16 protein-coding genes are annotated in these 25,315 nt (G+C 62.5%); 2 read left to right on the plus strand and 14 right to left on the minus strand.

Going from position 1 to position 25,315, the window contains the following annotated elements; all coding sequences use genetic code 11:
- The first annotated feature begins 96 nt into the window (after positions 1-96).
- Positions 97-6,045 (plus strand): dermonecrotic toxin domain-containing protein, encoded by a 5,949-nt coding sequence (locus ACUN0G_RS02005; protein ID WP_445572578.1) that lies wholly within the window; start codon positions 97-99, stop codon positions 6,043-6,045.
- Here the strand turns inward: ACUN0G_RS02005 and ureC are convergent.
- The 11 genes from ureC to urtA all read right to left on the minus strand — a co-directional run bounded on the left by ureC (position 6,042) and on the right by urtA (position 16,256).
- Positions 6,042-7,742, minus strand: a complete 1,701-nt coding sequence (ureC, locus tag ACUN0G_RS02010) for an urease subunit alpha (RefSeq protein ID WP_258343462.1) — start codon at positions 7,740-7,742, stop codon at positions 6,042-6,044. The genes ACUN0G_RS02005 and ureC overlap by 4 nt on opposite strands.
- A 128-nt stretch (positions 7,743-7,870) precedes the next feature.
- Positions 7,871-8,179, minus strand: a complete 309-nt coding sequence (locus ACUN0G_RS02015) for an urease subunit beta (protein WP_003217389.1) — start codon at positions 8,177-8,179, stop codon at positions 7,871-7,873.
- Positions 8,176-8,706: a GNAT family N-acetyltransferase gene (locus ACUN0G_RS02020; RefSeq protein WP_063033356.1), complete on the minus strand. Its 531-nt coding sequence runs from the start codon at positions 8,704-8,706 to the stop codon at positions 8,176-8,178. The genes ACUN0G_RS02015 and ACUN0G_RS02020 overlap by 4 nt, the downstream gene beginning before the upstream one ends.
- Before the next feature lie 5 nt (positions 8,707-8,711).
- The gene (locus ACUN0G_RS02025) at positions 8,712-9,233 is read right to left on the minus strand and encodes a GNAT family N-acetyltransferase (RefSeq protein WP_421525604.1); all 522 of its coding nucleotides are present in this window, start codon (positions 9,231-9,233) and stop codon (positions 8,712-8,714) included.
- Between the two features lie 9 nt (positions 9,234-9,242).
- Positions 9,243-9,545, minus strand: coding sequence for an urease subunit gamma (gene ureA, locus ACUN0G_RS02030; RefSeq protein ID WP_003217383.1), 303 nt, complete (start codon positions 9,543-9,545; stop codon positions 9,243-9,245).
- 177 nt (positions 9,546-9,722) lie between these two features.
- Positions 9,723-10,562, minus strand: a complete 840-nt coding sequence (locus ACUN0G_RS02035) for an urease accessory protein UreD (protein WP_445572579.1) — start codon at positions 10,560-10,562, stop codon at positions 9,723-9,725.
- Positions 10,563-10,592: 30 nt separating this feature from the next.
- On the minus strand, positions 10,593-11,291 hold the full coding sequence (gene urtE, locus ACUN0G_RS02040; RefSeq protein WP_017478391.1) for an urea ABC transporter ATP-binding subunit UrtE: 699 nt from the start codon (positions 11,289-11,291) through the stop codon (positions 10,593-10,595).
- 128 nt (positions 11,292-11,419) lie between these two features.
- Positions 11,420-12,280 carry an urea ABC transporter ATP-binding protein UrtD gene (gene urtD / locus ACUN0G_RS02045; RefSeq protein WP_008439058.1) on the minus strand — a complete coding sequence of 287 codons (861 nt, stop codon included), beginning with the start codon at positions 12,278-12,280 and terminating at the stop codon, positions 11,420-11,422.
- Positions 12,277-13,356 carry an urea ABC transporter permease subunit UrtC gene (gene urtC / locus ACUN0G_RS02050; RefSeq protein ID WP_445572580.1) on the minus strand — a complete coding sequence of 360 codons (1,080 nt, stop codon included), beginning with the start codon at positions 13,354-13,356 and terminating at the stop codon, positions 12,277-12,279. Before urtC ends, urtD begins: the two co-directional genes overlap by 4 nt.
- The gene (gene urtB, locus ACUN0G_RS02055; RefSeq protein WP_258343472.1) at positions 13,356-14,858 is read right to left on the minus strand and encodes an urea ABC transporter permease subunit UrtB; all 1,503 of its coding nucleotides are present in this window, start codon (positions 14,856-14,858) and stop codon (positions 13,356-13,358) included. Before urtB ends, urtC begins: the two co-directional genes overlap by 1 nt.
- A 132-nt stretch (positions 14,859-14,990) precedes the next feature.
- Complete coding sequence (gene urtA, locus ACUN0G_RS02060; protein WP_003217372.1) at positions 14,991-16,256, minus strand: urea ABC transporter substrate-binding protein; 1,266 nt, start codon at positions 16,254-16,256, stop codon at positions 14,991-14,993.
- Positions 16,257-16,553: 297 nt separating this feature from the next.
- On the opposite strand from urtA, the gene ACUN0G_RS02065 reads away from it, so the two are divergent.
- Positions 16,554-22,475: a hypothetical protein gene (locus tag ACUN0G_RS02065; RefSeq protein ID WP_445572581.1), complete on the plus strand. Its 5,922-nt coding sequence runs from the start codon at positions 16,554-16,556 to the stop codon at positions 22,473-22,475.
- Here ACUN0G_RS02065 and ACUN0G_RS02070 read toward each other — a convergent pair.
- From ACUN0G_RS02070 to ACUN0G_RS02080, 3 genes are read right to left on the minus strand one after another with little or no spacing between them, the layout of a single operon-like run.
- The gene (locus ACUN0G_RS02070) at positions 22,472-23,482 is read right to left on the minus strand and encodes a FecCD family ABC transporter permease (protein WP_003217368.1); all 1,011 of its coding nucleotides are present in this window, start codon (positions 23,480-23,482) and stop codon (positions 22,472-22,474) included. The genes ACUN0G_RS02065 and ACUN0G_RS02070 overlap by 4 nt on opposite strands.
- Positions 23,479-24,426: an ABC transporter substrate-binding protein gene (locus ACUN0G_RS02075; protein WP_445572582.1), complete on the minus strand. Its 948-nt coding sequence runs from the start codon at positions 24,424-24,426 to the stop codon at positions 23,479-23,481. Before ACUN0G_RS02075 ends, ACUN0G_RS02070 begins: the two co-directional genes overlap by 4 nt.
- Positions 24,423-25,211: an ABC transporter ATP-binding protein gene (locus ACUN0G_RS02080; RefSeq protein WP_445572583.1), complete on the minus strand. Its 789-nt coding sequence runs from the start codon at positions 25,209-25,211 to the stop codon at positions 24,423-24,425. The genes ACUN0G_RS02075 and ACUN0G_RS02080 overlap by 4 nt, the downstream gene beginning before the upstream one ends.
- Positions 25,212-25,315 lie beyond the last annotated feature (104 nt).

Genomic DNA, 25,315 nt, shown 5'->3' on the forward strand with positions numbered 1-25,315 from the left:
GCCGGCTCGCCCCATCCCTGAAGCAACTATGTAGGCTTTTCACCTCGGGTCACTCCCTAAACTGCGGGCTTCACAGTCCGTCATGGAGGACCCGATATGCCCGCTTCACTTACCCCCGCCGCCGCAGGTGCCTTCCAGGCTGACCTGCGGGGTGTGCACTACCACTTCCTCAAAGACCGCGTGCCCGACTGGTTCAACCAGGCGACAACACAACGCCAGGAAGAACTCGCCAGCCACGAAATGCAGTTGCCCAGCTGGTACCTCGCGGCGGCACCGCAGGCCAGGGCGGTTCTGTGCAACCGAAACGTTCAGTACCGCGAGGCCTTGAACCGCATTGAGCATTCGCTGGGCACGATCAAGGAAATTTCGGCATTCGCCGAGCCATTGCTCAAGGCCGCAATCAAGGCCACGTTCCAGCAGGAGCTGGACGTAACGCAGGTGTATTTCGCGCGTAAATACGGTTTTAAAAGCCGCGACGACCTGTTTGGCTTTTTTGTGTTCGACCAGCCAGGCGAGGCGGCGCAGCGCTACGAATACCGTGGCGTTTCACTGCTTGAGGCGGCCCTGGCCAATTTTGAACCTGACGAAGAGCAATCGAGCCCGTGCAGTGATTGCCAGCTCATCACCACCTGGAGCAGCTACGACGGTGAGGTTCTCCCGACGTTTGCGGCGGTCAGCGCCCAGGCTTTGCCCATCGCCCCGCATGCGTTCGCCAAGCTGTGTCGCACCCTGGACTTGGGCAGGCTGTATCAGCAACACCTCAGTGCCATTGTCTGGCCGGAGGATGGCGTCGAGCGCCTGGTGCTGGAGCGTCAGCTGGAGGAGCATCACCGCCAACAGTTGGCCCTGAGTGTTGAAGTCGGGCATAACCAGGCTGGCAAGTGGGGCATCAGCGCCACGGCGTATCAAGTGCTCCAGCAGGTACTTGCCAATCGCTCGGACGTGACACTGGATGGCCAGCCGCTGACGTTCGCCGCGCTGAAAATTTTCGGTTGTACGCTCGTGGGGCCGCTGTTGATTGGCCCGAACCGTCAGGGCAGCGACCGCGTCGAGCGCGTCCTGGTGTTTATCCCGAATGATCCACAACAGCCGCTCAAGGAATATGCCTCGAGTGGCGAATTCATGGATGACCTGCGCACGCGCCTGCACAGTGGGTCCTACCGACGCTTTTTCAGCCGGTTCATACCGCTGCGCCAGCAAGGGGGTTTCTTTGCTCGGTTCAATGCTTTGTATAAGCCAGGCAAAGGCACCCATGGTGGTGAGGATTTTCCGCTCCCGCCAAAGCCGGCAAGGCTGGAACTGGACGAAGCACCCATTACCACAGACCTTTGGGTACACCTGCGCCAGGAGCAGGTGCGCAAGATTTTTGCCGATGCGCGGGCTGTCGCGGTACCCACCGGCGATGAGGATCTCAAGGCGCGAGTAGACCGGCTGAACAGCTACGTGGACGCGGTGACCGGTGTGTTCAACCTGGCGGCGTTCGTCGTGCCGGGCCTCGGCCCGATCATGCTGGCGGTGGGCGCCGCACAGATGTGCAGTGAAGCTTATGAGGGCATTGAAGCCTACGAGCAGGGCGATATCAAAACCATGTGGGCGCACTTTTCCAGCGTGGCGCTGAACGCAGCTTTTATCGCCACCGGGGCCAAGGTGCTGCCTCAGGTCCAGCTGTCGAGCCAGGTGGATCGGCTCAAGCCTGTCACCCTGGCCAGCGGCAAACCGGCGCTATGGAATCCGGACCTTGCGCCCTACAAAATACCCGTCGAACTGCCCGCCGATGCCAGGCCAAATGAAATCGGCCTGTACACCCACAATGGCCAGACGATCCTGCCCCATGAGGGCGACTACTACCGGGTCAGCCAGGACGCGCAGACCGGCCACTATCGCATCCAGCATCCGACGCGCCCCGAAGCGTATGCACCGGAGTTGGAAACTGACCATGCCGGCCTGTGGAGCCATGAAGTTGAAGAGCCGTTGACCTGGGACCGCCCGACGCTTATGCGCCGCCTGGGTCTGACCGGCGAGCTGAGTGCCGAGCGCCTGGAGCAGGCTCGCGAGGCCAGTGGTGTGAGCCTGGATACCTTGCGCCAGACCTACAGCGAGCACGAGTCGTTACCGTTGTTGTTTGGCGACACCCTTGAACGTTTCAAGATTCACCAGCAGCTCAGCACCTTTGTCGAGCAGATGCACAGCAGCGAGCCCGCCGTCTACGCCAAGGCTGATCCGGCGTTGCAACTGCACATCATGCAGCGCCGTGGCCTGCTGCCTGAAACACCCCCATTGCGGGTGCTCGACCACCAGGCCAATGTGCTCTGGGACGACCCCGCGGCGCCTGCGTTGCCGCGCCGGGTAGTGGTACTCAGTGCGCGAAACCTGGCGCGCGGCGAATTACTCAAGGAGGTGCTGTACACCTTGCAAGGCATTGACCCCGCACTCAGTGACATCCCCGGCAACCCCGAGGACTCGCTGGAGGTGCGCGCCGGCAAGTTGCGCCAGGACCTCGGCCAGGCCGTGGATATCTTCAAGGCCGGGTTGGTAGAGGAGCGCTACAACCGCTCGACCGTCAGCCGTGATGCCGATGTGCAACTGGTCCTCGATAGTTACCCGAGGTTGCCGGTGGCGGTAGCCGGGCGGTTGCTCAAAGACCTCGATACAGCCGCGTTGCAAGTTTTTCGCGACACTGGGCGGCTGCCTGAAAACAGCGCCGGACTCGCTAAGTGGTGTGAACAGGAAACCCGTGTATCGCGTGCTTATGAAGGACTGCATCTGGACAGCCTGGCCGAGCTCGACAGCCAGCGCCTGGCCCTGCACAGCCTCGCAACATTACCGGGATGGCCCGCCGACTCACGCCTGGAGCTGCGCCAGTATTCGGCGCAGGGCACGCTGCTGGATGCCATCGGCTCGGCCCAGGCGACGGTGAAAAAGACCCTGGTGCTGATGGACAACGGCTTGTTTGACGCGCCCATACCGAGGGACTTCTACGGGGCGACCTGGGATGCGTTGTCGCCCGCCGAGCGTGAAGCGCTGGGCTTGCCGGATGCCTTGGCGCTCAAACGCGCGCTGCAACAGGCGCCGCTGCCCCGTGAAGCGCTGCGCGCCGTGTTGCTGGAACATCCGGTGCACAAGCCCGCGTATGACCCGACCTTGCGTTTGCTCGGCGGCATGAAGGGGTTTCGCGAGCGAGTCGCCGGCTTGTTCACAGACCCCCGCGCGCGAGTACGCAGCCTCTACCCTGCACTGACGGAGGCGGAAATCGACCGGTTTTTCGAGGTGTACCACGAAGACCCCGGTGCGCAACTGACGCGCCTGGAGCAGCGATACAGGCAAATAGATCAGGTTTTGAAGGTATGGGTACATGCCAATACGCCTGACTCTGGTGGTACGGCACTTGACCGCATAGGCGGTGTAGCTGCGCGTGCCGCCAATGAGATCCGGGCGTGCTGGCGCAGGGAGACGGGTAACAAGCTGAGCCTGCACCAGCTCGGTCATCTGGAGCTGCCGCCACTGGAAGCGGCGGTGGGTCATGTGGAAACGCTTGAAATCTTCAACTTCAAATGGTCAGACACTGCCCCGAAATTTCTAAGTGGCTTCCCGAACCTCAAGACCTTATTGATCGGCCCCGGCGCGATAAGCGAATTTCCCGAGGTGATCGCCGGGCTCAAACATTTGAAGGTGTTGACCCTGAGCGGTAGCAACATCCGGCTGAACCTGCAAAGCGCCGCGAAACTTGGCTCCCTCGGCAATCTGGAGCAACTCAACCTGGCCAACAATCCACTGGGAATGACCCCCGACTTCAGCGGCATGCCACGCTTGAAAAGGCTGGATCTGAACAACACTCAACTGGAGCAATGGCCGACAGGACTGCGTGACCATGCGGACCTGCAATTTATCGACTTGAGGCTTAATCGGTTACGCGCGGTGCCTGCGGACTTCCTCGCCCCGTCGTCCGACCAACTGGAAGCGGTGACCCGGATCAATCGCGTGACGCTGCTCAAGGGCAATGCGTTTGCACAAGACGCCTGGCAATTGTTTGACCGCTACTGGCAGCGGGTCAGCCAGGAACGTCCCGATTTGCTCGAAGGTGCGCGGGATGATGCTTTCGACAGTGGTAATCCCAACGTCGAAAGGTATCAGCGACTGTTCCCCGCCAAGCGCGTGCATGAAGCCAGGACGTTTCTCTGGGCGCTGGGTGAGGGCGCGCAAGCGCAACTGAGCCGGCTTGAGCAGGAGTTCGAGTCTCTGCAAAAACAACTGCGGTCGTGGGCGGTGTCGGGAGGCGGCGAGAGCCAGCGATACGTGCGGGTCAATGCGCAGCCAGACCATCACATCAGGGGTGACGACCGATTTATCGCCTCCAGCCGTATCTGGAGTTGCTGGCGTCGGGAGACTCCACAAATGCTGGCTTACGACAGGACCCCTATCGGCTTGGAACTGGACTTGAGCGGGCTGAATCTGCCGAGCCTTCCGGACCTGGATGTGGACTTCAGTCATGTGGGTTCACTCAAGTTGAGCCGGATGAATTTGAGTGCATCGCCTGAAGGCTTTCTCGCGCGTTTTCGGCATGTTCGTTGGTTGGATATGTCAGGCAACTCGCTTCGGGTGCTTCCACCCGCCTTGAGTGAAATGAACGGTTTGACCCGGTTGGATTTACGCGACAGCCAATTGCGGTTGACTTCGCACACTGCCGATATCCTGGCCGGACGCGTCACGCTCAGGGCGTTGAAGTTGGACGCAAACCCATTGGGTGTGGTCCCTGACTTCAGCCAGATCAGGGACTTGCGCTACCTCGGGTTGGACGGGGCTGGCATAGAGACTTGGCCAACCGGGCTGGGGCAGCAACCGGCGCTGGAGGCGGTCATACTCTCCAATAACCGTCTTACCACGATCCCTGACGCAGTGTTCGCCCTGACGGATGAAGAGCGGGCGCAGTCATTGCGGGTTAGCCGCGTGACGTCTGTGCATCACAACCCATTGTCTGTGCAAACGCTGCAACGGGTGAGGGTGTACGGTGAAGCGCTTGAGCGGGCAGGGCTGATGTCGACCGAAACCCCCAATCGGCTGGTCTCCTCGGCTCCAATGGTTCGCGACAATGTTGCGCCTGTTACTTATGTGCAGGACCCCTTCAGGCGCTGGACCCAAGGCTTGTCTGCCGATCAGGTCGCGGCCAGAGAAAGCCAATGGGCCGCCCTGCACCAGCAACCACGCAGTACGCCGTTTTTCGACATTCTCCAGCGCCTGGAAAACGCCGGCACCGGGCATGCCGACCTGCAACGGCGGGTGTGGGAGATGGTCGACAATATCAGCGAACGCACCGCGCAATCGGAAAACCATCGCGAGGAGCTCTTCGACCTCGCCGGAGAGCCGGGGTGTTGTGACCGGGCCGCGTTTTCCTTCAGCAACCTGGAAACCCGCACGATGATGTATCAGGCACGCAAGGTGGCCGGCGACCTGGCACAAGGTTCTCACCTGGCGCGGTTTTCCCGGGGGCTGTTGCGCTTGCATGAAGTCGACCGGATCGCCGCGGCGGATATTGCTCGCAGTGAAGCCATCGTCAAGGACCCGAATGTGCCGCTGGTAGAGAAAAGGCCGCACACCGAGCGCCTCAAGGAAGAGGTCGAGATAAGGCTGGCCTACCGCTACGGCCTCAAGGATCGCCTCCAGTTGCCGGGGCAACCGCAACAGGTCAAGTTCATCAGCATGGCCAAGGTGTCCCAGGCCATGCTCGATGAGGCCTACGACCAGGTGATTGCGCTGAACAACACACCCGAGGAGCTGCAGGCGTTATTGGCCAGGGATTTCTGGCAGGACTACATCACCACCAAGTACCGGCCGCAATTCGAAACCCAGCGTGCGCCGTTTCATGAGCAGCTCACGCAATTGCATGAATGCTTCAGCGCCCAGGAATTGACCGAGGGTGTGTACAAAAAACGCGCGGGCGACGTTGAGGCACAGCTTGCAATCAAGGAGGCCCGGTTGATCGAGACACTGACTCGCCAGGAGCTGGAGGCGCACCCATTGGATACGCCCGAGGAGCAGACCCGGCGCTAAAACAGAAAATAACGCTGCGCCATCGGCAGTACATCCGCCGGCTCACACCACAGCAACACACCGTCGGCCTTGACCTGATAGGTCTGCGGGTCGACCTCGATATCCGGCAGGTAATCGTTGTGGATCAAGTCGGTTTTCTGCACCGCGCGGCAACCCTTGACCACGGCGATCTGCTTCTTCAGGCCCAATTGCTCGGGCAAGCCTGCCGCCAACGCCGCCTGGCTGATAAAGGTCAGGCTGGTGGCGTGCAGCGAGCTGCCGAAGCTGGCGAACATCGGGCGGTAGTGCACCGGTTGCGGTGTCGGGATCGAGGCATTGGCGTCGCCCATCAGGCTTGAGGCAATCGCGCCGCCCTTGAGAATCAGAGTCGGCTTGATCCCGAAAAACGCCGGGCGCCACAGCACCAGGTCGGCCCACTTGCCCACTTCAATCGAGCCCACTTCGTGGCTGATGCCATGGGTGATCGCCGGGTTGATGGTGTACTTGGCGATGTAGCGTTTGGCGCGGAAGTTGTCGTTGCCTTCGCCATCACCGGGCAATGGCCCGCGCTGTTTTTTCATCTTGTCGGCGGTCTGCCAGGTACGCGTGATCACCTCGCCGACCCGGCCCATGGCCTGGCTGTCGGAGCTGATCATCGAGAACGCGCCGAGGTCGTGGAGGATGTCTTCGGCGGCAATCGTCTCGCGGCGAATGCGGCTTTCGGCAAAGGCCACGTCTTCGGCAATGCTCGGGTCCAGGTGATGGCACACCATCAACATGTCCAGGTGTTCGTCGATGGTGTTGCGGGTGAACGGCCGGGTCGGGTTGGTGGAGCTGGGCAGCACGTTGGGGAAACCGCAGGCCTTGATGATGTCGGGTGCGTGGCCGCCACCGGCACCTTCGGTGTGATAGGTGTGGATGGTGCGGCCCTTGAAGGCGGCGAGGGTGGTTTCGACAAAGCCGGATTCGTTGAGGGTGTCGCTGTGGATCGCCACCTGTACGTCGTACTCGTCGGCGACGCTCAGGCAGTTGTCGATGCTCGCCGGCGTGGTGCCCCAGTCCTCGTGCAGCTTCAAGCCAATAGCACCGGCTTTCACTTGTTCGATCAACGGCTCCGGCAGACTGGCGTTGCCCTTGCCGGTGAAACCGATGTTCATCGGGAACGAGTCGGAGGCCTGGAGCATGCGCGCCAGGTGCCATGGGCCGGAGGTGCAGGTGGTGGCGTTGGTGCCGGTAGCCGGGCCCGTACCGCCGCCGATCATGGTGGTGACGCCGCTGGTCAGCGCCTCTTCGATTTGCTGTGGGCAGATGAAGTGGATGTGGGTGTCGATGCCGCCGGCGGTGAGGATCATGCCTTCACCGGCAATCACTTCGGTGCTGGCGCCGACGCTGATGGTCACGCCGGGCTGGATGTCCGGGTTGCCGGCCTTGCCGATGGCGGCGATGCGGCCGTTTTTCAGGCCGACGTCAGCCTTGACGATGCCCCAGTGGTCGATGATCAGCGCGTTGGTGATCAGGGTGTCGACCACCTCATGGGCGAGCAGTTGGCTCTGGCCCTGGCCGTCGCGGATCACCTTGCCGCCGCCGAATTTCACTTCTTCGCCGTAGACGGTGAAATCCTGTTCGACTTCGACGAACAGCTCGGTGTCGGCCAGGCGGACCTTGTCACCGACGGTGGGGCCGTACATGTCGGCGTAGGCTTGTCTGGAAATCTTCATGTGTTTAGTTCCTGATCGTTCCCACGCTCTGCGTGGGAATGTCGCCCTGGACGCTCTGCGTCCGCTCTTGAAGGTCGTGACGCGGAGCGTCACAGGATGCATGCCCACGCAGAGCGTGGGAACGATCGTTAATCCAGGTCGCCCATGATGCGTCCGGCAAAGCCAAACACCCGGCGCTTGCCACTCAGCTCAACCAGTTCCACTTCACGACTTTGCCCCGGCTCAAAGCGCACGGCGGTGCCGGCCGGAATGTTCAGGCGCATGCCACGGCTGGCGGCACGGTCGAACGTCAGTGCGTCGTTGGTCTCGAAAAAGTGATAGTGGGAGCCGACCTGGATCGGCCGGTCGCCGCTGTTGGCCACGCTCAAGGTGGCGGTGCGTCGGCCCACATTGAGTTCGATGTCGCCAGGCTGGATCTGAAATTCGCCAGGAATCATGCCGGTTGTCCCAGGGTCTTGAAGTAGATGGCGGTCGGGGTGTAGCGCCCGTCCGGGCTTTGGCAGTAGTCGGGCAATTCACCGATCTTGGTGTAGCGCAGCGACTGGTAGAACGCTTCGGCACCGGAGCCGGCTTCGGTGTCCAGGTACAGCAACCCGCGTTTGTACTGGCGGGCACTCAGCTCCAGGGCACTCATCAGTTGCTGGCCGAGGCCGCGGCGCCGGGCCTCGCTGTGCACCAGCAGCTTCTGCACTTCGGCGCGGTTCAGGCCATTGGCTTTCATGCACAGCGCCAATTGCACGCTGGCGATGACGTGCTCATCACGCACCACCACCCACAGCAGCAGGCTGCCATCGTTAAGACTGGCCTGCACGCCGTTGAGATATGTGCCGGCCTGGGCTTCATCGAAGTCGGCCATGAAGCCCACCGAGGCGCCGTGCTTCACGGCGTCCAGCAACAGCTCAATCAAACCCGGGCGGTAATGGGCAAAACTTTCGGCATTGACTCGACGCAGTTGCGCGTTCATCGGTGTCACTCCTTGGGCGGCATAGCGCCTGGGTTGAGCGTCAGTTGCATGAAGGTCAGGTCCAGCCAGCGGCCGAACTTGGTGCCGACCTGGGGCATCTGCCCGGTGGTGATGAAACCCAGGCGCTCATGCAGGCGGATCGAGGCCTGGTTGCCGCTTTCGATGGCGGCGACCATCACGTGTTTGTCGCAGGTTTTCGCCCGCTCGATCAGCACCTGCATCAGCTGTGGGCCGAGGCCTTTGCCGCGCTGGTCGTTGCGCACGTACACCGAGTGTTCGACGGTGTGGCGAAAGCCCTCAAAGGGCCGCCAGTCGCCGAACGAGGCATAGCCGATGACCTGCTCGTCTTCGACGGCCACCAGGATCGGGTAAAACTGCGACTGACGGGCACTGAACCAGGCCTGGCGGTTGCCCAGGTCTACCGGTTGTTCGTTCCAGATCGCCGTGGTGTTGAGCACCGCGTCGTTGTAGATATCGCGAATCCCTGGCAAATCGGCGTGCACCGCATCACGAATCAAAAAGGACATGGCCGGACCTCAGGCGATGGGTTGGTGGACGGTGACCAGCTTGGTGCCGTCGGGGAAGGTGGCTTCCACCTGGATGTCCGGGATCATTTCCGGGATGCCTTCCATCACCTGTTCGCGGGTGAGCAGGGTGGTGCCGAAGTGCATCAGCTCGGCGACGGTGCGGCCATCCCGGGCGCCTTCCATCAGCGCGGCGGAAATGTAGGCGATGGTCTCCGGGTAGTTGAGCTTCACACCGCGCGCCAACCGCCGCTCGGCCACCAGGCCGGCGGTGAAGATCAGCAGTTTGTCTTTTTCCCGTGGGGTCAGGTCCATCGTTCAAGGTCCACTATGAAATACATTCGTAAAAACACCGGAGATCCAATGTGAAAGCTGCTTTATGTGGGAGCTGGCTTGCCTGCGATGCGGGCGACTCGGTATGTCTGATGTACCGAGGTGATGCCATCGCGGGCAAGCCCGGCTCCCACAGGGAACAGGGTCAACTTTTGATCTTCATGTGCTCCAGATTCTCGGTGATACAGCCTCGCGACCCAGCACGGTCGGGCGCAGCAGGCGCCACAGTGCGATCAGCCAGGCTCGCGCCAGCAGCGCTTCACTGGCCAGGCAGCGGGCCACCAGCAGGCCGGGCAATTGGGTCAGATCGCCGCGTACCGGGTGGGGCAGGGAGCGGCATTGTTCGAGCAGTTCAGGGTCGATTTCGCCGGTCACCAGCAAGGTAGCGAACACCGGTTGCCCGTCCAGCCCGATGGGTGAGTCGAGCAAACCGTCGTCGCCCACAATGCGCTGGCGCTCATGCCAAATCAACTGGCCGTCACGGCGGATATCCAGGTGCGACTGGAAGTGCCCGAGGTCGAAACGCTCGCCACTGGCGGGGCGCCCGAGGGCGACCACGTCCCAGTAAAACAGCCGGGCATCGCCTTGCAGGTCGATGCGGGTGGTGAGTTCGGCCTGGGCGGCGCTGAACACGATGGTCTCCTGGGGCAGCCATTCCAGCGTCGCGCCCGCCTCAACCGTCAGCTCCAGTTTCTGATAGGCCGGCCCGCCGGCGCGGTACCACTTGGCCGCGCCGGGGCTGGTCAATTGCGCCCAGGCGCCTTCGGCGACATGGGCCGTGATGTCGAGGCGATCACCGCCGGCAATCCCGCCCGGCGGGTGCACGATGATGTGCTGGCACACCTCGGGGCCTTCGGCGTACAGGTGCTTTTGCACCCGCAGCGGGCCGAGGTGGCGGCGCATCACCGGGCGCGTGGTGTCGCCGAAACGCGCGTAGCCGAGTTCCAGCTCGGCGTGCCAGCTGGGGGTGAACAGCGCGGTGGGGGCAGGTAGGGTCATGGTCAGTGCTTATCGTTAGGACGCTACAGATTAGATCGTAACGAGTCCGCGCACACCCTCGCTTTCCATATTTTCTCCACGCCCCTGCTGGACGATTTCGCCCCGGGACATCACCAGGTACTGGTCGGCCAGTTCAGCGGCAAAATCATAGAACTGTTCCACCAGCAGAATCGCCATGTCGCCGCGTGCCGCGAGTTTCTTGATCACCGCGCCGATCTCCTTGATCACCGACGGCTGGATGCCTTCGGTGGGTTCGTCGAGGATCAACAGGCGTGGGCGGCTGGCCAGGGCCCGGCCGATAGCCAGCTGCTGTTGCTGGCCACCGGACAGGTCACCGCCCCGGCGTTGCTTCATTTGCAGCAGCACTGGGAACAGCTCGTAGATGAAGGCGGGCACTTCCTTGGCTTCGGAGCCTGGGAAGCGTGACAGGCCCATCAGCAGGTTTTCTTCCACTGTCAGGCGGCCAAAAATCTCCCGGCCCTGGGGCACGTAAGCGATACCTGCGTGTACCCGCTGGTGCGGCTTGAAGCCGGTAATGGCCTTGCCTTCCCAGTTCACCGCACCTTCCTTGGCCGGCAGCAAACCCATCAGGCACTTGAGCAAGGTGGTCTTGCCCACGCCATTGCGGCCCAGCAGGCAGGTGACTTCGCCGACTTTTACCTCAAAGGAAAGCCCGCGCAGGATGTGACTACCGCCGTAGTACTGGTGCAGCTTGTCGACTTGCAGCATGTTCAAATTCTCCTCAATGATCGTTCCCACGCTCTGCGTGGGAATGCCGCAATGGACGCTCCGCGTCCGCCGTGTGACGCAGAGCGTCAGCGGATGCATTCCCACGCGGAGCGTGGGAACGATCAGGTTCAGCGACCGAGGTAAACCTCGATCACCCGCTCATTTTCCTGCACCTGTTCCAGGGACCCTTCGGCCAGCACGCTGCCCTGGTGCAACACCGTCACGTGGTCGGCAATCGAGCCGACAAAGCCCATGTCGTGTTCCACCACCATCAGCGAATGCTTGCCCGCCAGGCGCTTGAACAGTTCGGCGGTGAACTCGGTTTCGGCGTCGGTCATGCCCGCCACCGGTTCGTCCAGCAGCAACAGTTGCGGGTCCTGCATCAGCAGCATGCCGATTTCCAGGAACTGCTTCTGGCCGTGGGACAGCAAGCCGGCGGGGCGGTTGACCGAGGTGGTCAGGCGGATGGTGTCGAGGACTTCGCTGATGCGGTCTTTCTGCTCGCCACTCAAGCGCGCCCTCAAACTGGCCCACACCGACTTGTCGGTCTTCTGCGCCAGCTCGAGGTTTTCGAACACACTCAGGGCTTCGAATACCGTGGGCTTCTGGAACTTGCGACCGATGCCGGCCTGGGCGATCTGCACTTCGCTCATGCTGGTCAGGTCGAGGGTTTCGCCGAACCAGGCCTTGCCGTGACTGGGCCGGGTCTTGCCGGTGATCACGTCCATCAGCGTGGTCTTGCCCGCGCCGTTCGGGCCGATGATGCAGCGCAATTCGCCGACGCCGATGTACAGGTTCAAGTCGTTCAACGCCTTGAAGCCGTCGAAGCTGACGCTGATGTCTTCCAGGGTCAGGATTGTGCCGTGGCGGGTGTTCAGCCCTTTACCCGCAGCCTGGCCGAGGCCGATGGCATCGCGGGCGCTGCCCTGGTCTTTGTTCGGTTCTAGAATGGGCTCGAGCATGAATTCCGCCGTCGCTGTAATTCTCATTGGTCGCCCCTTTTCTTCAGCAGGCCAATCACACCCTTGGGCAAATACAGGGTGACGATAATGAACAGCGCACCGAGGAAGAACAGCCAATACTCAGGAAACGCCACGGTGAACCAGCTCTTCATGCCGTTGACCACACCGGCGCCCAGCAACGGGCCGATCAAGGTTCCACGCCCGCCGAGGGCCACCCACACAGCGGCCTCGATGGAGTTGGTCGGCGACATTTCGCTGGGGTTGATGATGCCCACTTGCGGCACATACAACGCACCGGCCAAACCACACAGCACCGCGCTCAACACCCACACGAACAGCTTGAAGCCACGTGGGTCGTAGCCGCAGAACATCAGGCGATTTTCCGCATCCCGCAGTGCCGTCAGCACCCGACCGAACTTGCTCTGGGCCAGGCGCCAGCCGATGTACAGGCTCGCCACCAGCAACGCCACGGTGGCCACAAACAGCACCGCCCGCGTGCCCGGTTCGGTGATGCCAAACCCGAGGATGCTGCGGAAATTGGTAAAGCCGTTATTGCCGCCAAACCCGGTCTCGTTGCGGAAGAACAGCAGCATCCCGGCGAAGGTCAGGGCCTGGGTCATGATCGAGAAATACACGCCCTTGATCCGCGAGCGGAAGGCGAAGAACCCGAACACCAGTGCCAGCAAACCCGGCGCCAACACCACCAGGCACATGGCCCAGAGGAAGTGGTTGGTGCCGGTCCAGTACCACGGCAATTCGGTCCACGATAAGAAGGTCATGAACGCCGGCAGCTCATCGCCGGACGCCTGGCGCATCAGGTACATGCCCATGGCATAACCGCCCAGCGCAAAAAACAGGCCGTGGCCGAGGGACAACATCCCGGCATAACCCCACACCAAATCCAGGGCCAGGGCGACAATGGCGTAGCACAGAATCTTGCCCACCAACGTCAACGTATAGGCGGAAACGTGCAGCGGGTTTTCCGGTGACAACAGCGAGAACAACGGCAGCGCCAGCAGCAGGATCAGTACCACTGCACCGACCGCGACGGTCACCTTGGGGCCGGCCTTTTGCGCGGCCGTGAGCATCAATGGCTGGTTCATCAGTCGATCACCCGTCCTTTCAGTGCGAAGAGTCCTTGCGGGCGTTTCTGGATGAACAGAATGATCAGCGCGAGGATCAGGATCTTGCCGAGTACGGCACCGATCTGGGGTTCGAGAATCTTGTTGGCTATCCCCAGGCCGAAGGCGGCCATGACGCTGCCGGCCAACTGGCCGACGCCGCCGAGCACCACCACCAGGAACGAGTCGATGATGTAGCTCTGGCCGAGGTCCGGGCCGACGTTGCCGATCTGGCTCAGGGCCACGCCACCGAGACCTGCAATGCCGGAGCCGAGGCCGAAGGCGAGCATGTCCACGCGCCCGGTGGGCACGCCGCAGCAGGCGGCCATGTTGCGGTTCTGGGTCACGGCCCGCACGTTGAGGCCCAGGCGCGTCTTGTTCAGCAGCAGCCAGGTCAGCACCACCACGAACAGCGCGAAGGCGATGATCACGATGCGGTTGTACGGCAGCACCAGGTTGGGCAGCACCTGGATCCCGCCGGACAGCCACTCGGGGTTGGCCACTTCAACGTTCTGCGCACCAAACACAAGGCGCACCAGTTGGATCAGCATCAGGCTGATGCCCCAGGTGGCGAGCAGGGTTTCCAGCGGGCGGCCGTAGAGGTGACGAATCACCGTGCGTTCCAGGGCCATGCCGATGGCGGCGGTGACAAAAAACGCCACCGGCAGCGCGATCAGCGGGTAGAACTCGATGGCCTGGGGCACGTAGCGCTGCATCAGCAACTGCACCACATAGGTGGAGTAGGCGCCGAGCATCAGCATCTCGCCGTGAGCCATATTGATCACCCCGAGCAAGCCGAAGGTGATCGCCAGGCCGAGCGCTGCCAGCAGCAGGATCGAACCCAGGGACATGCCGCTGAAGGCCTGGCCGAGAATCTCGCCCACCATCAGTTTGCGTTTGACCTGGGCCAGGCTGGTTTCGGCGGCGGTGTGCACCGTGGCGTCGGCTTCGACGCCGGGAGCGAGCAAGGCTTCCAGGCGAGTGCGGGCCAGCGGGTCGCCGGTGCCGCCGAGCAAACGCACGGCCGCCAGGCGCACGGCCGGGTCGGGGTCTACCAGTTGCAGGTTGGCCAGGGCGAGGCTGAGGGCGACGTGTACGTCATCATTGGTTTCGCCGGCGAGCTGCTGGTCGAGGAATTTCAGCTGTGCAGGTTGTGCGCTTTTTTGCAGGGTTTGCGCGGCGGCAAGGCGCACCTTGGGGTCGGCAGCGAGCAATTCCTGGCTGGCTTGCACGTTGTCGATCAGGCCGCGCAGGCGGTTGTTCAGGCGTACGGTTTTGGTTTCACCGTTGACGCTGACCTGGCCTTGTTGCAGGGCATTCACCAGCTCAATGCGCGCCGGGTCGGGCTGGGCGGCCCAGTCCTGGAGCAGCTTGGCTTGTTGCATCGGGTTGGCGTTGATGAAGTCTTCGGCGTCGCTGGCGTGTGCGGCGAGGGGCAGCAACAGCAGGGCGGCGAGGATGAAGCGGTATAGGGCAGTGGGCATGGCAGTTTCCTATAGATCGTTCCCACGCTCTGCGTGGGAATGCCGCCTTGGACGCTCTGCGTCCGCTGTGTGACGCAGAGCGTCACGGGATGCATTCCCACGCGGAGCGTGGGAACGATCAGTGCGGCGGTCTTAGTTGCTCTTGACGGCGTAATCCGGCTTCTTGTCATTCCCCGGAATGTACGGGCTCCATGGCTGCGCCCGAATCGGCTCCTGGGTCTGCCACACCACCGAGAACTGCCCGTCAGACTGGATCTCACCGATCATCACCGGCTTGTGCAGGTGGTGGTTGGTCTTGTCCATGGTCAGGGTGAAACCGGACGGCGCGGCAAAGGTCTGCCCGGCCATGGCTTCACGCACTTTGTCGACGTCGGTGGACTTGGCTTTCTCCACCGCCTGCGCCCACATATGGATGCCCACGTAAGTGGCTTCCATCGGGTCGTTGGTCACGGCTTTGTCCGCTCCCGGCAGGTTGTGGGCCTTGGCGTAGGCTTTCCAGTCGGCGACGAATTTCTTGTTCACCGGGTTCTCCACCGACTGGAAGTAGTTCCAGGCGGCGAGGTTGCCCACCAGCGGCTTGGTGTCGATGCCGCGCAGTTCTTCTTCACCCACGGAGAAGGCGACGACCGGCACGTCGGTGGCCTTCAGGCCCTGGTTCGCCAACTCTTTGTAGAACGGCACGTTGGAGTCGCCGTTCACGGTGGAGATCACCGCAGTCTTGCCGCCCGCCGAGAACTTTTTGATGTTGGCCACGATGGTCTGGTAATCGCTGTGGCCGAATGGGGTGTAGACCTCTTCGATGTCTTTATCCGCTACGCCTTTGGAGTGCAGGAACGAACGCAGGATCTTGTTGGTGGTGCGCGGGTACACGTAGTCGGTGCCCAGCAGGAAGAAACGCTTGGCGCCGCCGCCTTCTTCGCTCATCAGGTATTCCACCGCCGGGATCGCCTGCTGGTTCGGCGCCGCACCGGTATAGAACACGTTCGGCGACATCTCTTCGCCTTCGTATTGCACCGGGTAGAACAGCAGGCCGTTGAGTTCTTCGAACACCGGCAATACCGATTTGCGCGACACCGAGGTCCAGCAACCGAACACCACGGCGACCTTGTCCTGGGTCAGCAACTGGCGGCCTTTTTCAGCGAACAGCGGCCAGTTGGAAGCCGGGTCCACCACTACCGGTTCGAGCATCTTGCCGTTCACGCCGCCCTTGGCGTTGATCTCGTCGATGGTCATCAGCGCCATGTCTTTGAGCGAGGTCTCGGAGATCGCCATGGTCCCGGACAGCGAGTGCAGGATGCCGACCTTGATGGTCTCGGCGGCCTGTACCGTCCAGGTCATGCCCATCGCGGCGATGGATGCCGACAGTGTGAAAGCCTTGATCAAGCTGCGACGCTTCATTGTGCAATCTCCATGACTCAATGATGTGATGAGGGAGTGATTGCAAAGGCTGTGCCGGGGCGCGCAATCGTGGTGCGCGCGAGCCGTGACCGGGCTGTGGGGGTGGGCGATGCACCAATGCGGCGCCAATCGCGGTGGCGTGTGCGCGAGGGTGCACCCTGATGGTGCCTGGCGCCCCGAGCCTTAACTATCTAATGCCTGCGTCCAGCCAAACCCTTGAAAGTGAAGCCTGCCTGGTGCCCCCGGCAACCCAGGGGCAGCGCCAGTTTTCTTAACTTCACTCAAGTGACGATGAACATGGACAGTACTCACATTCAAGACGATCAAGCGGCGAGCACGCGCAGGCCGGTTCCCCATCTGGGGCCGGCATTCGTCACCGACCACGATGCCGCCCATTGGGCGCATCAACAGATCGGCAACCGGCGCGAGACGGTATTTGGCGGGCTGGTTTTCAAGCGTGATGACGGGATGTACCTGCCAAGCGTGCCGGTGGCCGGCACGGCCGCTGCATTCGATTTCCAGAGCGACCTGCTCAAGGTCGATGCCAACAGGAATTTCCTGGCGTACGAGGGTCACAGCGTTCACGCCCTGTACAGTTCGCGCGGCGAGGATGGCACCCGTCGCTCCGCGCAGATACAGCACTGGACAGACGCGCAGCGCCGCCTGGATCGCAGCTTTTTCCCCATCAATATCCTGCGCATCATCATCCAGGTGCGCATGCTGTGCACCCGTTACTACTTGTCCGGGTTCTATGGTTCGCTCATCCAGTATGAAAGCAGCGGCTCTGCGACTGAGGCCAGCTTCTTGAACAAGTTGATGGCGGCCAAGCCTGCGGCCGATTTCGACGACTACATCGCCTTTATCAATGAGACGGCCAGGGCCGGTTACCTGCGCATCATCGTTGCCAACGCCGAGCTCGGTGGAAAGCCAGGCCAATTGCTGCCGCCCTGGACCCTCAATCAAACCCTGTCGCAAATCGGGCAGGAGGCACTGGCGCCCCTCGCCAGCCCAGTCAGCCGACGTTGGCAAGACGCGGTGCGAGCGGTCTTGCCGCCGCTGGGTTTCGCACGGCAGGAGAGTCACTTTGGCTACCTGTACAAAAGCGCGTCGAACCAGTACGTGGCCGAATTTCCGTCGGATGAACTCAAGGCGGCGTTTGCGCTGACCAGTGGCAAGTTGTCACTGCCAAAAGTGCACAAAGCGGACAGTGACTTTTTGACCTTAGGTATTTACTGCTCCCTATCGCCGCAGGCGAAACCCACCGTGGCGAAGGAGTCGTGGCTGATAGAAAATTTCTTCCCGGCTTCTGCGTTGGCTGCCGTGGCGATGATGGCGGGGACAGACGACCTGGGCTTGCACTTTTACTTGCGCGCCAACGACGGCGCGCTGCTGATGTACCACTGCACAGGCTCGCAGGCGCAGTCCCAGCTGTTCGCCAATCGCGGTGCGGATCTCGACAGGCGCCTGAAGGACGCTACCTTGAGCCCTTCCGAGTTTGTCCGGCAAGTGGCCGCCGTGGGCACGCTGACGGTGGTTGAGGCCGGACGGATATGGGACAAGGCCGGGGTGGTAGGACCGCAATGGCGGGCCTTCGCGAAAGTCCATGCGTCGCTGAGCCCTGCCTTCGTCACTGCCGATGATGTCGCACGCTACCTGCATTACAAGGTGGGTTCACCCCACGGCTCATTTCTCCAGGCTTACATCTTCAAACGCAGCGATGGGCTGTTTGTGGCCTCCAGGCTGTCAGACCCTGACAGGTGGCTGTCGTTGTGGGGCGGGGCGTTGCCCACCGACAACGCTCTGACACGGGTCGAGCTTGAAGGGCACCAAATGGTTGGCGAGTTCAATCGACCTGTCTACGACCTGGCCGAGGTGCGTGCCAACTATCCTCAAAAAACCTCGCGACAGCTGGCGTTCCTGATCAGTACACCGTCGACTCAAGCGATCAACATGACGCTGGTTTTTTCCGATCAGATCAAGGTGCTTTACACCAGCGGAACGAACGGTACGTTAATCAAATACGCCGTCAGCGGCTCTCGGGCCGAGCGTGAATTCGGCGAGTACCTGGCGCGAGTTGAGCGCGATGGCCAAGGTGTGGCCCGCGTACAAGGTTTTGACGGCACTCGTGAAGGGCTGATTAAAGAGCTGGTAAAACTCGGTGAGTTGACGGTGCTGCTGGCGGATGAGACCTGGTTCAACGTCCAGGGCCGAGTCCCGGCCACCTGGGAACCCGAAACCCCTTTCGCCGCCGCAGCCCCCATTGATACGCCCCTGAGCTGGGTTTTCACTGACCTGGCAACCGCCGCCCGTTATGCCCATGACCGTATGCAGGCAGCGGAGGGTGGCCGGCGAGTCGGCTGTATCCTCAAACACTCGAGTGCAGAGCAGTATGTGGTCAGCGAGCCTTGCCCACCGATACCCGCCGGCGAAGCCCTTTTCGTGTTGGCGAATGTTTTTGGCAATGCCGGCCTGCCGCCACGCTTCGCCCTGCGTGGCTGGTACTGCCGCAGCGAACCCGACGCCATCGGCATCGCCGCCGAACCCTGGCTGTACGAGGCGTTTATCGACACCACGGATTTTGCCCAGGGGATTGCCGCGCTGCGCATCCACCCCGAGAGCAATCTGGCCTTCTACCTCAGCACGGCGGACGGCGCTCAGCTGGCCTATGACGCTTCCGGCTCGGCCGAGGAAAGCCAGCTCTACCAGGTGCTGCCCGATGGCCGGGTAACGGACAACGGGCTGGGGGATGAACTGCGGGCCGCCACCGTGACGCCCCACGAGATGATCCAAAAGGTCGCCGCCGCCGGGGCGCTGTCGGTGTTGCAACCGGGCACGTTGTGGGATGTGGCGGGGCTGGTCGCCGACACCTGGCGACCTTACGCCCTGGCACCCCGCCCGCAACTGAGCCGCGGGTTTCTCCAGGTAGAAGACGCGGCACGCTACGCCCACGGACAAATCGGTAGCTGGCGTGAGGGCGAATACTGCGGCTATATCCTGCAGCGTCCGGACGGCCTTTATGTGGCCACCGAGCCATTGCCGGCCAGTGACGCCGGGCGCTTTGCCCTGGGCGTTGTCTACCCCCAGGACGTCAAGGGCCGTTCACTGCTCCCGCCCCGTCACGTGCTGAAGGCCGTGTATGGTTCCAGCCGAGGGGTTTCGTTGCTGGAACCCGAGCGCCTGCAGCGCCCGGGCTGGTCGCGGGACGATGCCTGTCTGGAGGCGCAGATGTTCAGCGCCCTGGACGTGCACACGCTGATCCGCAATCGCCAGCAGGTGTCCGTGGCCTACCTGTCGGGCGCCGAAGATTGTTTGCTGGCGTATGACTTGGTCGACTCTCCCGCCCAGGCGAGCCTGTTCAAGGCGCTCGACCCCTTGCCCCAACGCAGCCCAACGGCCCTTAACCTGGCCAGCGGCACACTGACGGCGCGGGAGTGGATCAGCCAGGTGGCGGCGGCCGGCAGTGTGCGGGTGGTGCTGGCCAACCCGTTGTGGGGCGCGCCGGGGCTGATCGCCGAACACTGGCGGCCGCGCCTGCCGATACCCCGGCGCGAACGCCCGGAGCAGGTTGCCTATGGCCCGGTCTGCGCCAGTGCCGCCGACGCGGCTCGGGCACTGCACACGCGCCTGGACCATGAAGCACCGACGCAAACCGGTTTCGGTTTCATGCTCAAGCATCGCGATCAGGACGCTTTTATCTGCTCCGAGCTTGTACCCGCCTGGGATAAGGCCGGGCTGTTCGCCTTGAGCGCCGTGTTTGCCGTGGATGACGACGGCGAATTCATTTACCCGACGGGTTATCAACTGCATGCCTTGGTTTACCGGCGCAACTGGATGCCACAGGGGCTGACCACCGCCGAACACTGGCTGGCACAGCATTTTATTTCGGCGGCGGATCTGGCCAGTGCCACCGTCGAGGCCAAGCGCCAACGGGAGACAGGCGCACTGACGGGCTTGCCGGTGTTTATCTCGACACTGGACCAGGCGTTGCTGCTGGTACAAACGCCGGTGGCATCGACGCTGTTCAACCCGGTGCGTCAGCCGTCGGGGGTCTTTGAAGACGTGCAGACCTTGATGGCCAGCGGGCAGCTCTCGGCAGTCGGGTTTGTCAACGAAGTGGCGAAGTTGAGCTGGTTGAGCGTTTTGGTGCAGAGCGAATGCTGGGCGTTGGCGGGTAAGCTGGATGTCAGCCAGGCCCCATGGACTGCCTTCGCCAACTTTATGCGTCGCCCATTGAGCCCGCTGTTCAGTAACCAGGCCGATGCGGTGCGTTACGCCAACCAACAGTTGGGCACACAGCGCGACACGCTGCAAGGCGGGCTGGTGTTGCAGCGCAACGGCAAGTTTGTCGCGACCCTGGCGGTGCCGGTGTTGAGTGAAGACTTCGACCCGAACGTCATCCTGCCGGGCCTGGACGTCAGCCAGGCGCTGCTGGCCCCCGGCTGGAAAATGGTTGCGCGCTACCGGTCACGTCCCGCCCGGGTGCTGGGGTTCTGGTTACCTTCCGAAGAAAACGCGGTGTATCAAAACCTGTTCTCGACCAAAGTCCTGGAGACCGCCCTGAAGTCGGGCCATCTGTGGACCCACGAATACCTGCTGACGCCCGACGGCTCACTCATCGGTTTCAGTACCCAGGACGCCGAGCGCAGCTTGCTGGATTCGGCCCAGCGTAACGAAGCGACGCAGTTGCTCAGCCACCTGGAAACCTCCCTGGCCCCCAACAGCCTGGCGCTGCACGACCCTTACAGCAATGCCGTCGAGCAGCAGATGCGCAGCGGCCGCAAGACCCCCTCCGAGCTGGTGAATCAGCTGGCGCGGGTGGGGACTTTGCAGGTACTGGAGGGCGGCCCGTTGTGGGGCACTGTCCAGCGTGTGCTTCCGGGCTGGATGCCCGGCCTGGCCTACGTTGCGCCGCAGGCGGCGGTCCATGCGGTGGCGGATCGGCAGTTGGGCCCGGTGTTCAAGCATGCTGACGACGCGGCACGCCATGGTCATCAATACGCCCAGGGGCGCGCCGATTTGAGCTTTGGCGTGATTCTCAAGTCCTCCGACAATGGGCATTTTGTCGCCTGTGCGCCGGTCAAGGGGGATGACCTGGGCTTTGCCCTCGACCGGGCGTTCCTGCGCGGCCAGTTGCCAATCGGGTACAGCCTGCAAGGCCTGTATCTGAGGCTCCCGCAGCGCGCTGCGCCTGAGTTGCCCCAGGCCGAAGGCTACGCGCAACTGATGGCTCCGGCCGTGGTGCTGGCGGCGCTGAGCTTTTTGCGGGTGGCACAGAGCGAGCGTTTCCTGGCGTTGTATGTGTCGTGCCCCGATGGCTCGCTGTTTCGGTACCAGGCGGTGAGGATCGACCCGGACTGGGATTCCAGCCGCCGGCAGGCGGCGTATCTGAAACACCTCAACAGTCGTGGCAGCATCGACAGTCATGTGCTGAAACTGGTGGAGTCCGGTGAGCTGCGGGTACTCGACAGCAGCCCGTTCTGGGACGCCTTGTTGCCCCGGATAAAGCGCCTGGCCACGACACTGGCAGTGCGCGATACCCGCCTGGCCCTGGGCCCGTTGTGCGCCCACCCGGACGATGCGGCGCGCCTGGTGTGGCAACAGGTTGTGCCGCTGGCGCACCAGGCGCGGCTGGGAGCGCTGCTGGGCAATGGCGACAGCGACACCTTCATTGCCGTGCAACCGGTGGCAGACCCGGGGCCGTCGGTGGCCGTGGGGCTGCGGCCGGATACACCGGCCTACAAGGCATTGTTCGAAGGCATCATGAACCTCGGCTACCCCAGCACATCGACCCGCTACCCGGCGGGCTACAAGGTGATGGGCGTCCAGCAGTTGTTCAAACTCGACACCGAGCGCCAGCATCTGGCGGATCGCTACGAAGAAGGCCTGGCCCACAACTTCATTGCCCAGAAGGAAATTCGCGGGTTCATCGAGATGCTGCGCCAGGACAAGATCGCGGGGGCGCGTTACTACTTCACTCCGGTGCACGGCGCGTTGATTGTCTATGAACCCAGCTATCACGTGGACGAAAGTCAGTTGCTGCGGGATGACTGGATCGATGAAGACACGGGTGTGGTGAAGGTCAAGCCCAGCGAGGTGATCCGCCGGTTGGCGACCTCGGGCAAGCTGACCATCCTGGAAACCGACCGCTTCTGGCAACCCCGCAGCCAGGTGGCGCGACGCTTGTTGCATGCTTTCAAGCAGGCCGACCAGGGTGTTTAACGCCGCCGCATCAGCCCGATAAAAAACAGCCCGCCAATGGCCGCCGTGGCCACGCCAATGGGCAAGTCTTCCGGGGCGATCATTGTGCGGGCCGCCACATCGACCCACACCAGGAACACACTGCCCAACAGCACGCACACCGGCAGCAAACGCCGGTGTTCGGCACCCACAAGACGCCGGGCAATGTGCGGCACCATCAGCCCGACAAAGCCGATGGAGCCGCTGATGGACACCAGCACGCCGGTCATCAGCGAGGCGATCAAAAACACTTTGAGCCGCACATTGCGCGCGTTCAGGCCCAGGGTTACGGCAGTCTGTTCGCCGGCCATCAGCGCATTCAACGGGCGAGCCATCCCCAGCAGCAACACCAGCCCCAGCAACACGGTGGCGAAGGGAATTGCCAGCAGTTCCCAGCGCGCCAACCCGAGGCCGCCGAGCATCCAGAACATTACCGCCGAGGCCGCGCGGTGGTCGCCCATGAACAGCAGCAAATTCGCCACCGCCATCATCACGAACGACACTGCCACACCGCACAACAGCAGGCGGTCACTCTCCAGCCGACCGTTGCGACTGGCCACCGCCAATACCACGATCATGCTCAGCAACGCGCCGATGAACGCCGCGATGGGCAGGGTCAGCAAGCCGATCACTTCACCCACATGCAGCACTACGATCACCGCGCCGAGGGTGGCGCCGGAGGTCACGCCCAGCAAGTGCGGATCCGCCAGCGGGTTGCGTGTCACCGCCTGCAACACCGCACCGATCAACGCCAGCCCGGCGCCCACCAGCGCACCGAGCAACATGCGCGGCACGCGGATCAGCCACACGATATGTTCCTGCCCCGCGCTCCAGTCCACCTCGCCAACGCCGAAGGCTTTATGCAGCAGGATCCGCCACACCACGTCCACCGGTACCCGCGCCGAGCCGAACCCCAGCGAGACCACGCACGAGATCAGCAACAACGCGCCAAGGGCGCTCAGCAGCAGGGCATAGCGACGGGTGATCATTCGCCGTGAAACCCCTTGGCCAGGGTTTCAACCGCCAGCACGTTGTCGATGCCCGGCGTGGCTTGCACGTAGGGGATGACGATAAAACGCTGGTTCTTGATCGCGTCCACCGATTGCAGCGCCGGGTTGTTCAGCAGGAACTGCTCTTTTTGCTCGGCGGTGATTTCGCTGTAGTCGACGATCACGATGACCTGCGGGTTACGTTCCACTACGGTTTCCCAGTTGACCCGGGTCCAGCTGGCGTCCACGTCATCCAGAATGTTGCGCCCGCCGGCGGCATCGATCAGCGCTTGGGGCATGCCCAGGCGGCCGGAAGTCATGGCGCGGTCTTCGCCGCTGTCGTAAAGGAACACGCGGGGCTTGTCGGCCGGCAGGTTTTTCTGCACTTCGGCCACCTGTGCCTGCATCTGTGCGATCAAGGCATTCGCGCGGTCCTGCACATCGAAAATTTTGCCCAGGTTGCGCAGGTCGTTATAGGTGTCTTCCAGGGTGGCCGCCGGGCGCTTCATCACGAAGGCGCAGGACTCGGTCAGCTCATACACGTTGATGCCCAACGGTTGCAGGGTTTGCGGGGTGAGGTCGCCACCGACGCGCATGCCGTAGTCCCAGCCGGCGAAGAAGAAGTCGACGTTGGCATTGAGCAGGGTTTCCACCGACGGGTATTTGCTCGCCAGTTCCGGCAGGCCGTCGAGGATCTGCGCCATTTCCGGCGTCACGGACTTCCAGCCGGTCACGCCGCTGTAGCCGGCCATGTGCGACTTGAGGCCCAGGGCGAGCATCATCTGGGTCATGTTGATGTCGTGGCTGACCGCGTGTTTTGGCGCCTCGGCGAAGGTCACTTCGCGGTTGCAGCTCTTGATTTTCAGCGGGTAATGGGTCGCTTCGGCGAACGCTTGAGCAGTGCCGAGCAGCAACGCGAGAGACAGCAGGGAGCGCAGGATCATGGTTGGGTTATCCAGGTAATTCGGGGGTAGCCGGACAAGGGGTGAGTGTCGATCAATGCTTCAACGCCGAACACTTCGCGCAGTAATTCGACGGTCAGCACCTCGTGAGGTGTGCCGCTGGCGACGATGCGCCCGTGGTTGATCACGTACAGCCGATCGCAGAACGCGGCGGCCAGGTTCAGGTCGTGAATGCTGGCCAGGGTGCCGATGTTCAGGCGCTTGACCCGTTGCAGCAATTGCAGCTGGTAGCGCGGGTCGAGGTGGTTGGTCGGTTCGTCGAGGATCAGCAGTTGCGGTTGCTGGGCCAGGGCGCGGGCCAGGATCACCCGCTGCTTTTCACCCCCCGAGAGGGTGGCGAAGGCGTGGTCTTCAAAGCCCAGCAGGCCGACGGATTCGAGGGCCTGGCGGATCAGGTTGCGGTCTTCAAGGGTGTCGCTGTCGAACAGGCCCTTGTGAGGTGTGCGGCCCATGGCGACCACTTCATCCACCCGCAGGCCGAACGCATCGGGAAACTCCTGGAGCACCACGGCGATACGTTGTGCGCACCATTTCGAGGATTGCTTCCAGACGTTCTGGTGTTCCAGCAGCACCTCACCCGCAGCCGGTTTGCTGAACCGGTAGGCGCAGCGCAGCAGGCTGGTCTTGCCGCTGCCGTTGGGGCCGATCAGCCCGACAAACTCACCGGCACCCACCCGCAGGCTGGCATCACGCAGTTGGAACTGGTGATGGCAGTGCTCGTGGCCGGGAGGGGCCCAGGCGAGGTCGGTGAGGTTGAGTGAGGTCATCTTTACTCTCAGGTCCAGCACAGGACAAATGTGGGAGCGGGCTTGCTCGCGAAAGCGGTGGATCAGTAACAGATACAGTGCCTGACACACCGCATTCGCGAGCA

It is taken from the genome of Pseudomonas sp. 32A, assembly GCF_052682255.1.

Excerpts from the sequence above, each read along its gene's own strand:
- ACUN0G_RS02005 (WP_445572578.1), top strand. The coding sequence starts at position 97 with ATGCCCGCTTCACTTACCCCCGCCGCCGCAGGTGCCTTCCAGGCTGAC.
- ureC (WP_258343462.1), bottom strand. The coding sequence starts at position 7,742 with ATGAAGATTTCCAGACAAGCCTACGCCGACATGTACGGCCCCACCGTC.
- ACUN0G_RS02015 (WP_003217389.1), bottom strand. The coding sequence starts at position 8,179 with ATGATTCCTGGCGAATTTCAGATCCAGCCTGGCGACATCGAACTCAAT.
- ACUN0G_RS02020 (WP_063033356.1), bottom strand. The coding sequence starts at position 8,706 with ATGAACGCGCAACTGCGTCGAGTCAATGCCGAAAGTTTTGCCCATTAC.
- ACUN0G_RS02025 (WP_421525604.1), bottom strand. The coding sequence starts at position 9,233 with ATGTCCTTTTTGATTCGTGATGCGGTGCACGCCGATTTGCCAGGGATT.
- ureA (WP_003217383.1), bottom strand. The coding sequence starts at position 9,545 with ATGGACCTGACCCCACGGGAAAAAGACAAACTGCTGATCTTCACCGCC.
- ACUN0G_RS02035 (WP_445572579.1), bottom strand. The coding sequence starts at position 10,562 with ATGACCCTACCTGCCCCCACCGCGCTGTTCACCCCCAGCTGGCACGCC.
- urtE (WP_017478391.1), bottom strand. The coding sequence starts at position 11,291 with ATGCTGCAAGTCGACAAGCTGCACCAGTACTACGGCGGTAGTCACATC.
- urtD (WP_008439058.1), bottom strand. The coding sequence starts at position 12,280 with ATGAGAATTACAGCGACGGCGGAATTCATGCTCGAGCCCATTCTAGAA.
- urtC (WP_445572580.1), bottom strand. The coding sequence starts at position 13,356 with ATGAACCAGCCATTGATGCTCACGGCCGCGCAAAAGGCCGGCCCCAAG.
- urtB (WP_258343472.1), bottom strand. The coding sequence starts at position 14,858 with ATGCCCACTGCCCTATACCGCTTCATCCTCGCCGCCCTGCTGTTGCTG.
- urtA (WP_003217372.1), bottom strand. The coding sequence starts at position 16,256 with ATGAAGCGTCGCAGCTTGATCAAGGCTTTCACACTGTCGGCATCCATC.
- ACUN0G_RS02065 (WP_445572581.1), top strand. The coding sequence starts at position 16,554 with ATGGACAGTACTCACATTCAAGACGATCAAGCGGCGAGCACGCGCAGG.
- ACUN0G_RS02070 (WP_003217368.1), bottom strand. The coding sequence starts at position 23,482 with ATGATCACCCGTCGCTATGCCCTGCTGCTGAGCGCCCTTGGCGCGTTG.
- ACUN0G_RS02075 (WP_445572582.1), bottom strand. The coding sequence starts at position 24,426 with ATGATCCTGCGCTCCCTGCTGTCTCTCGCGTTGCTGCTCGGCACTGCT.
- ACUN0G_RS02080 (WP_445572583.1), bottom strand. The coding sequence starts at position 25,211 with ATGACCTCACTCAACCTCACCGACCTCGCCTGGGCCCCTCCCGGCCAC.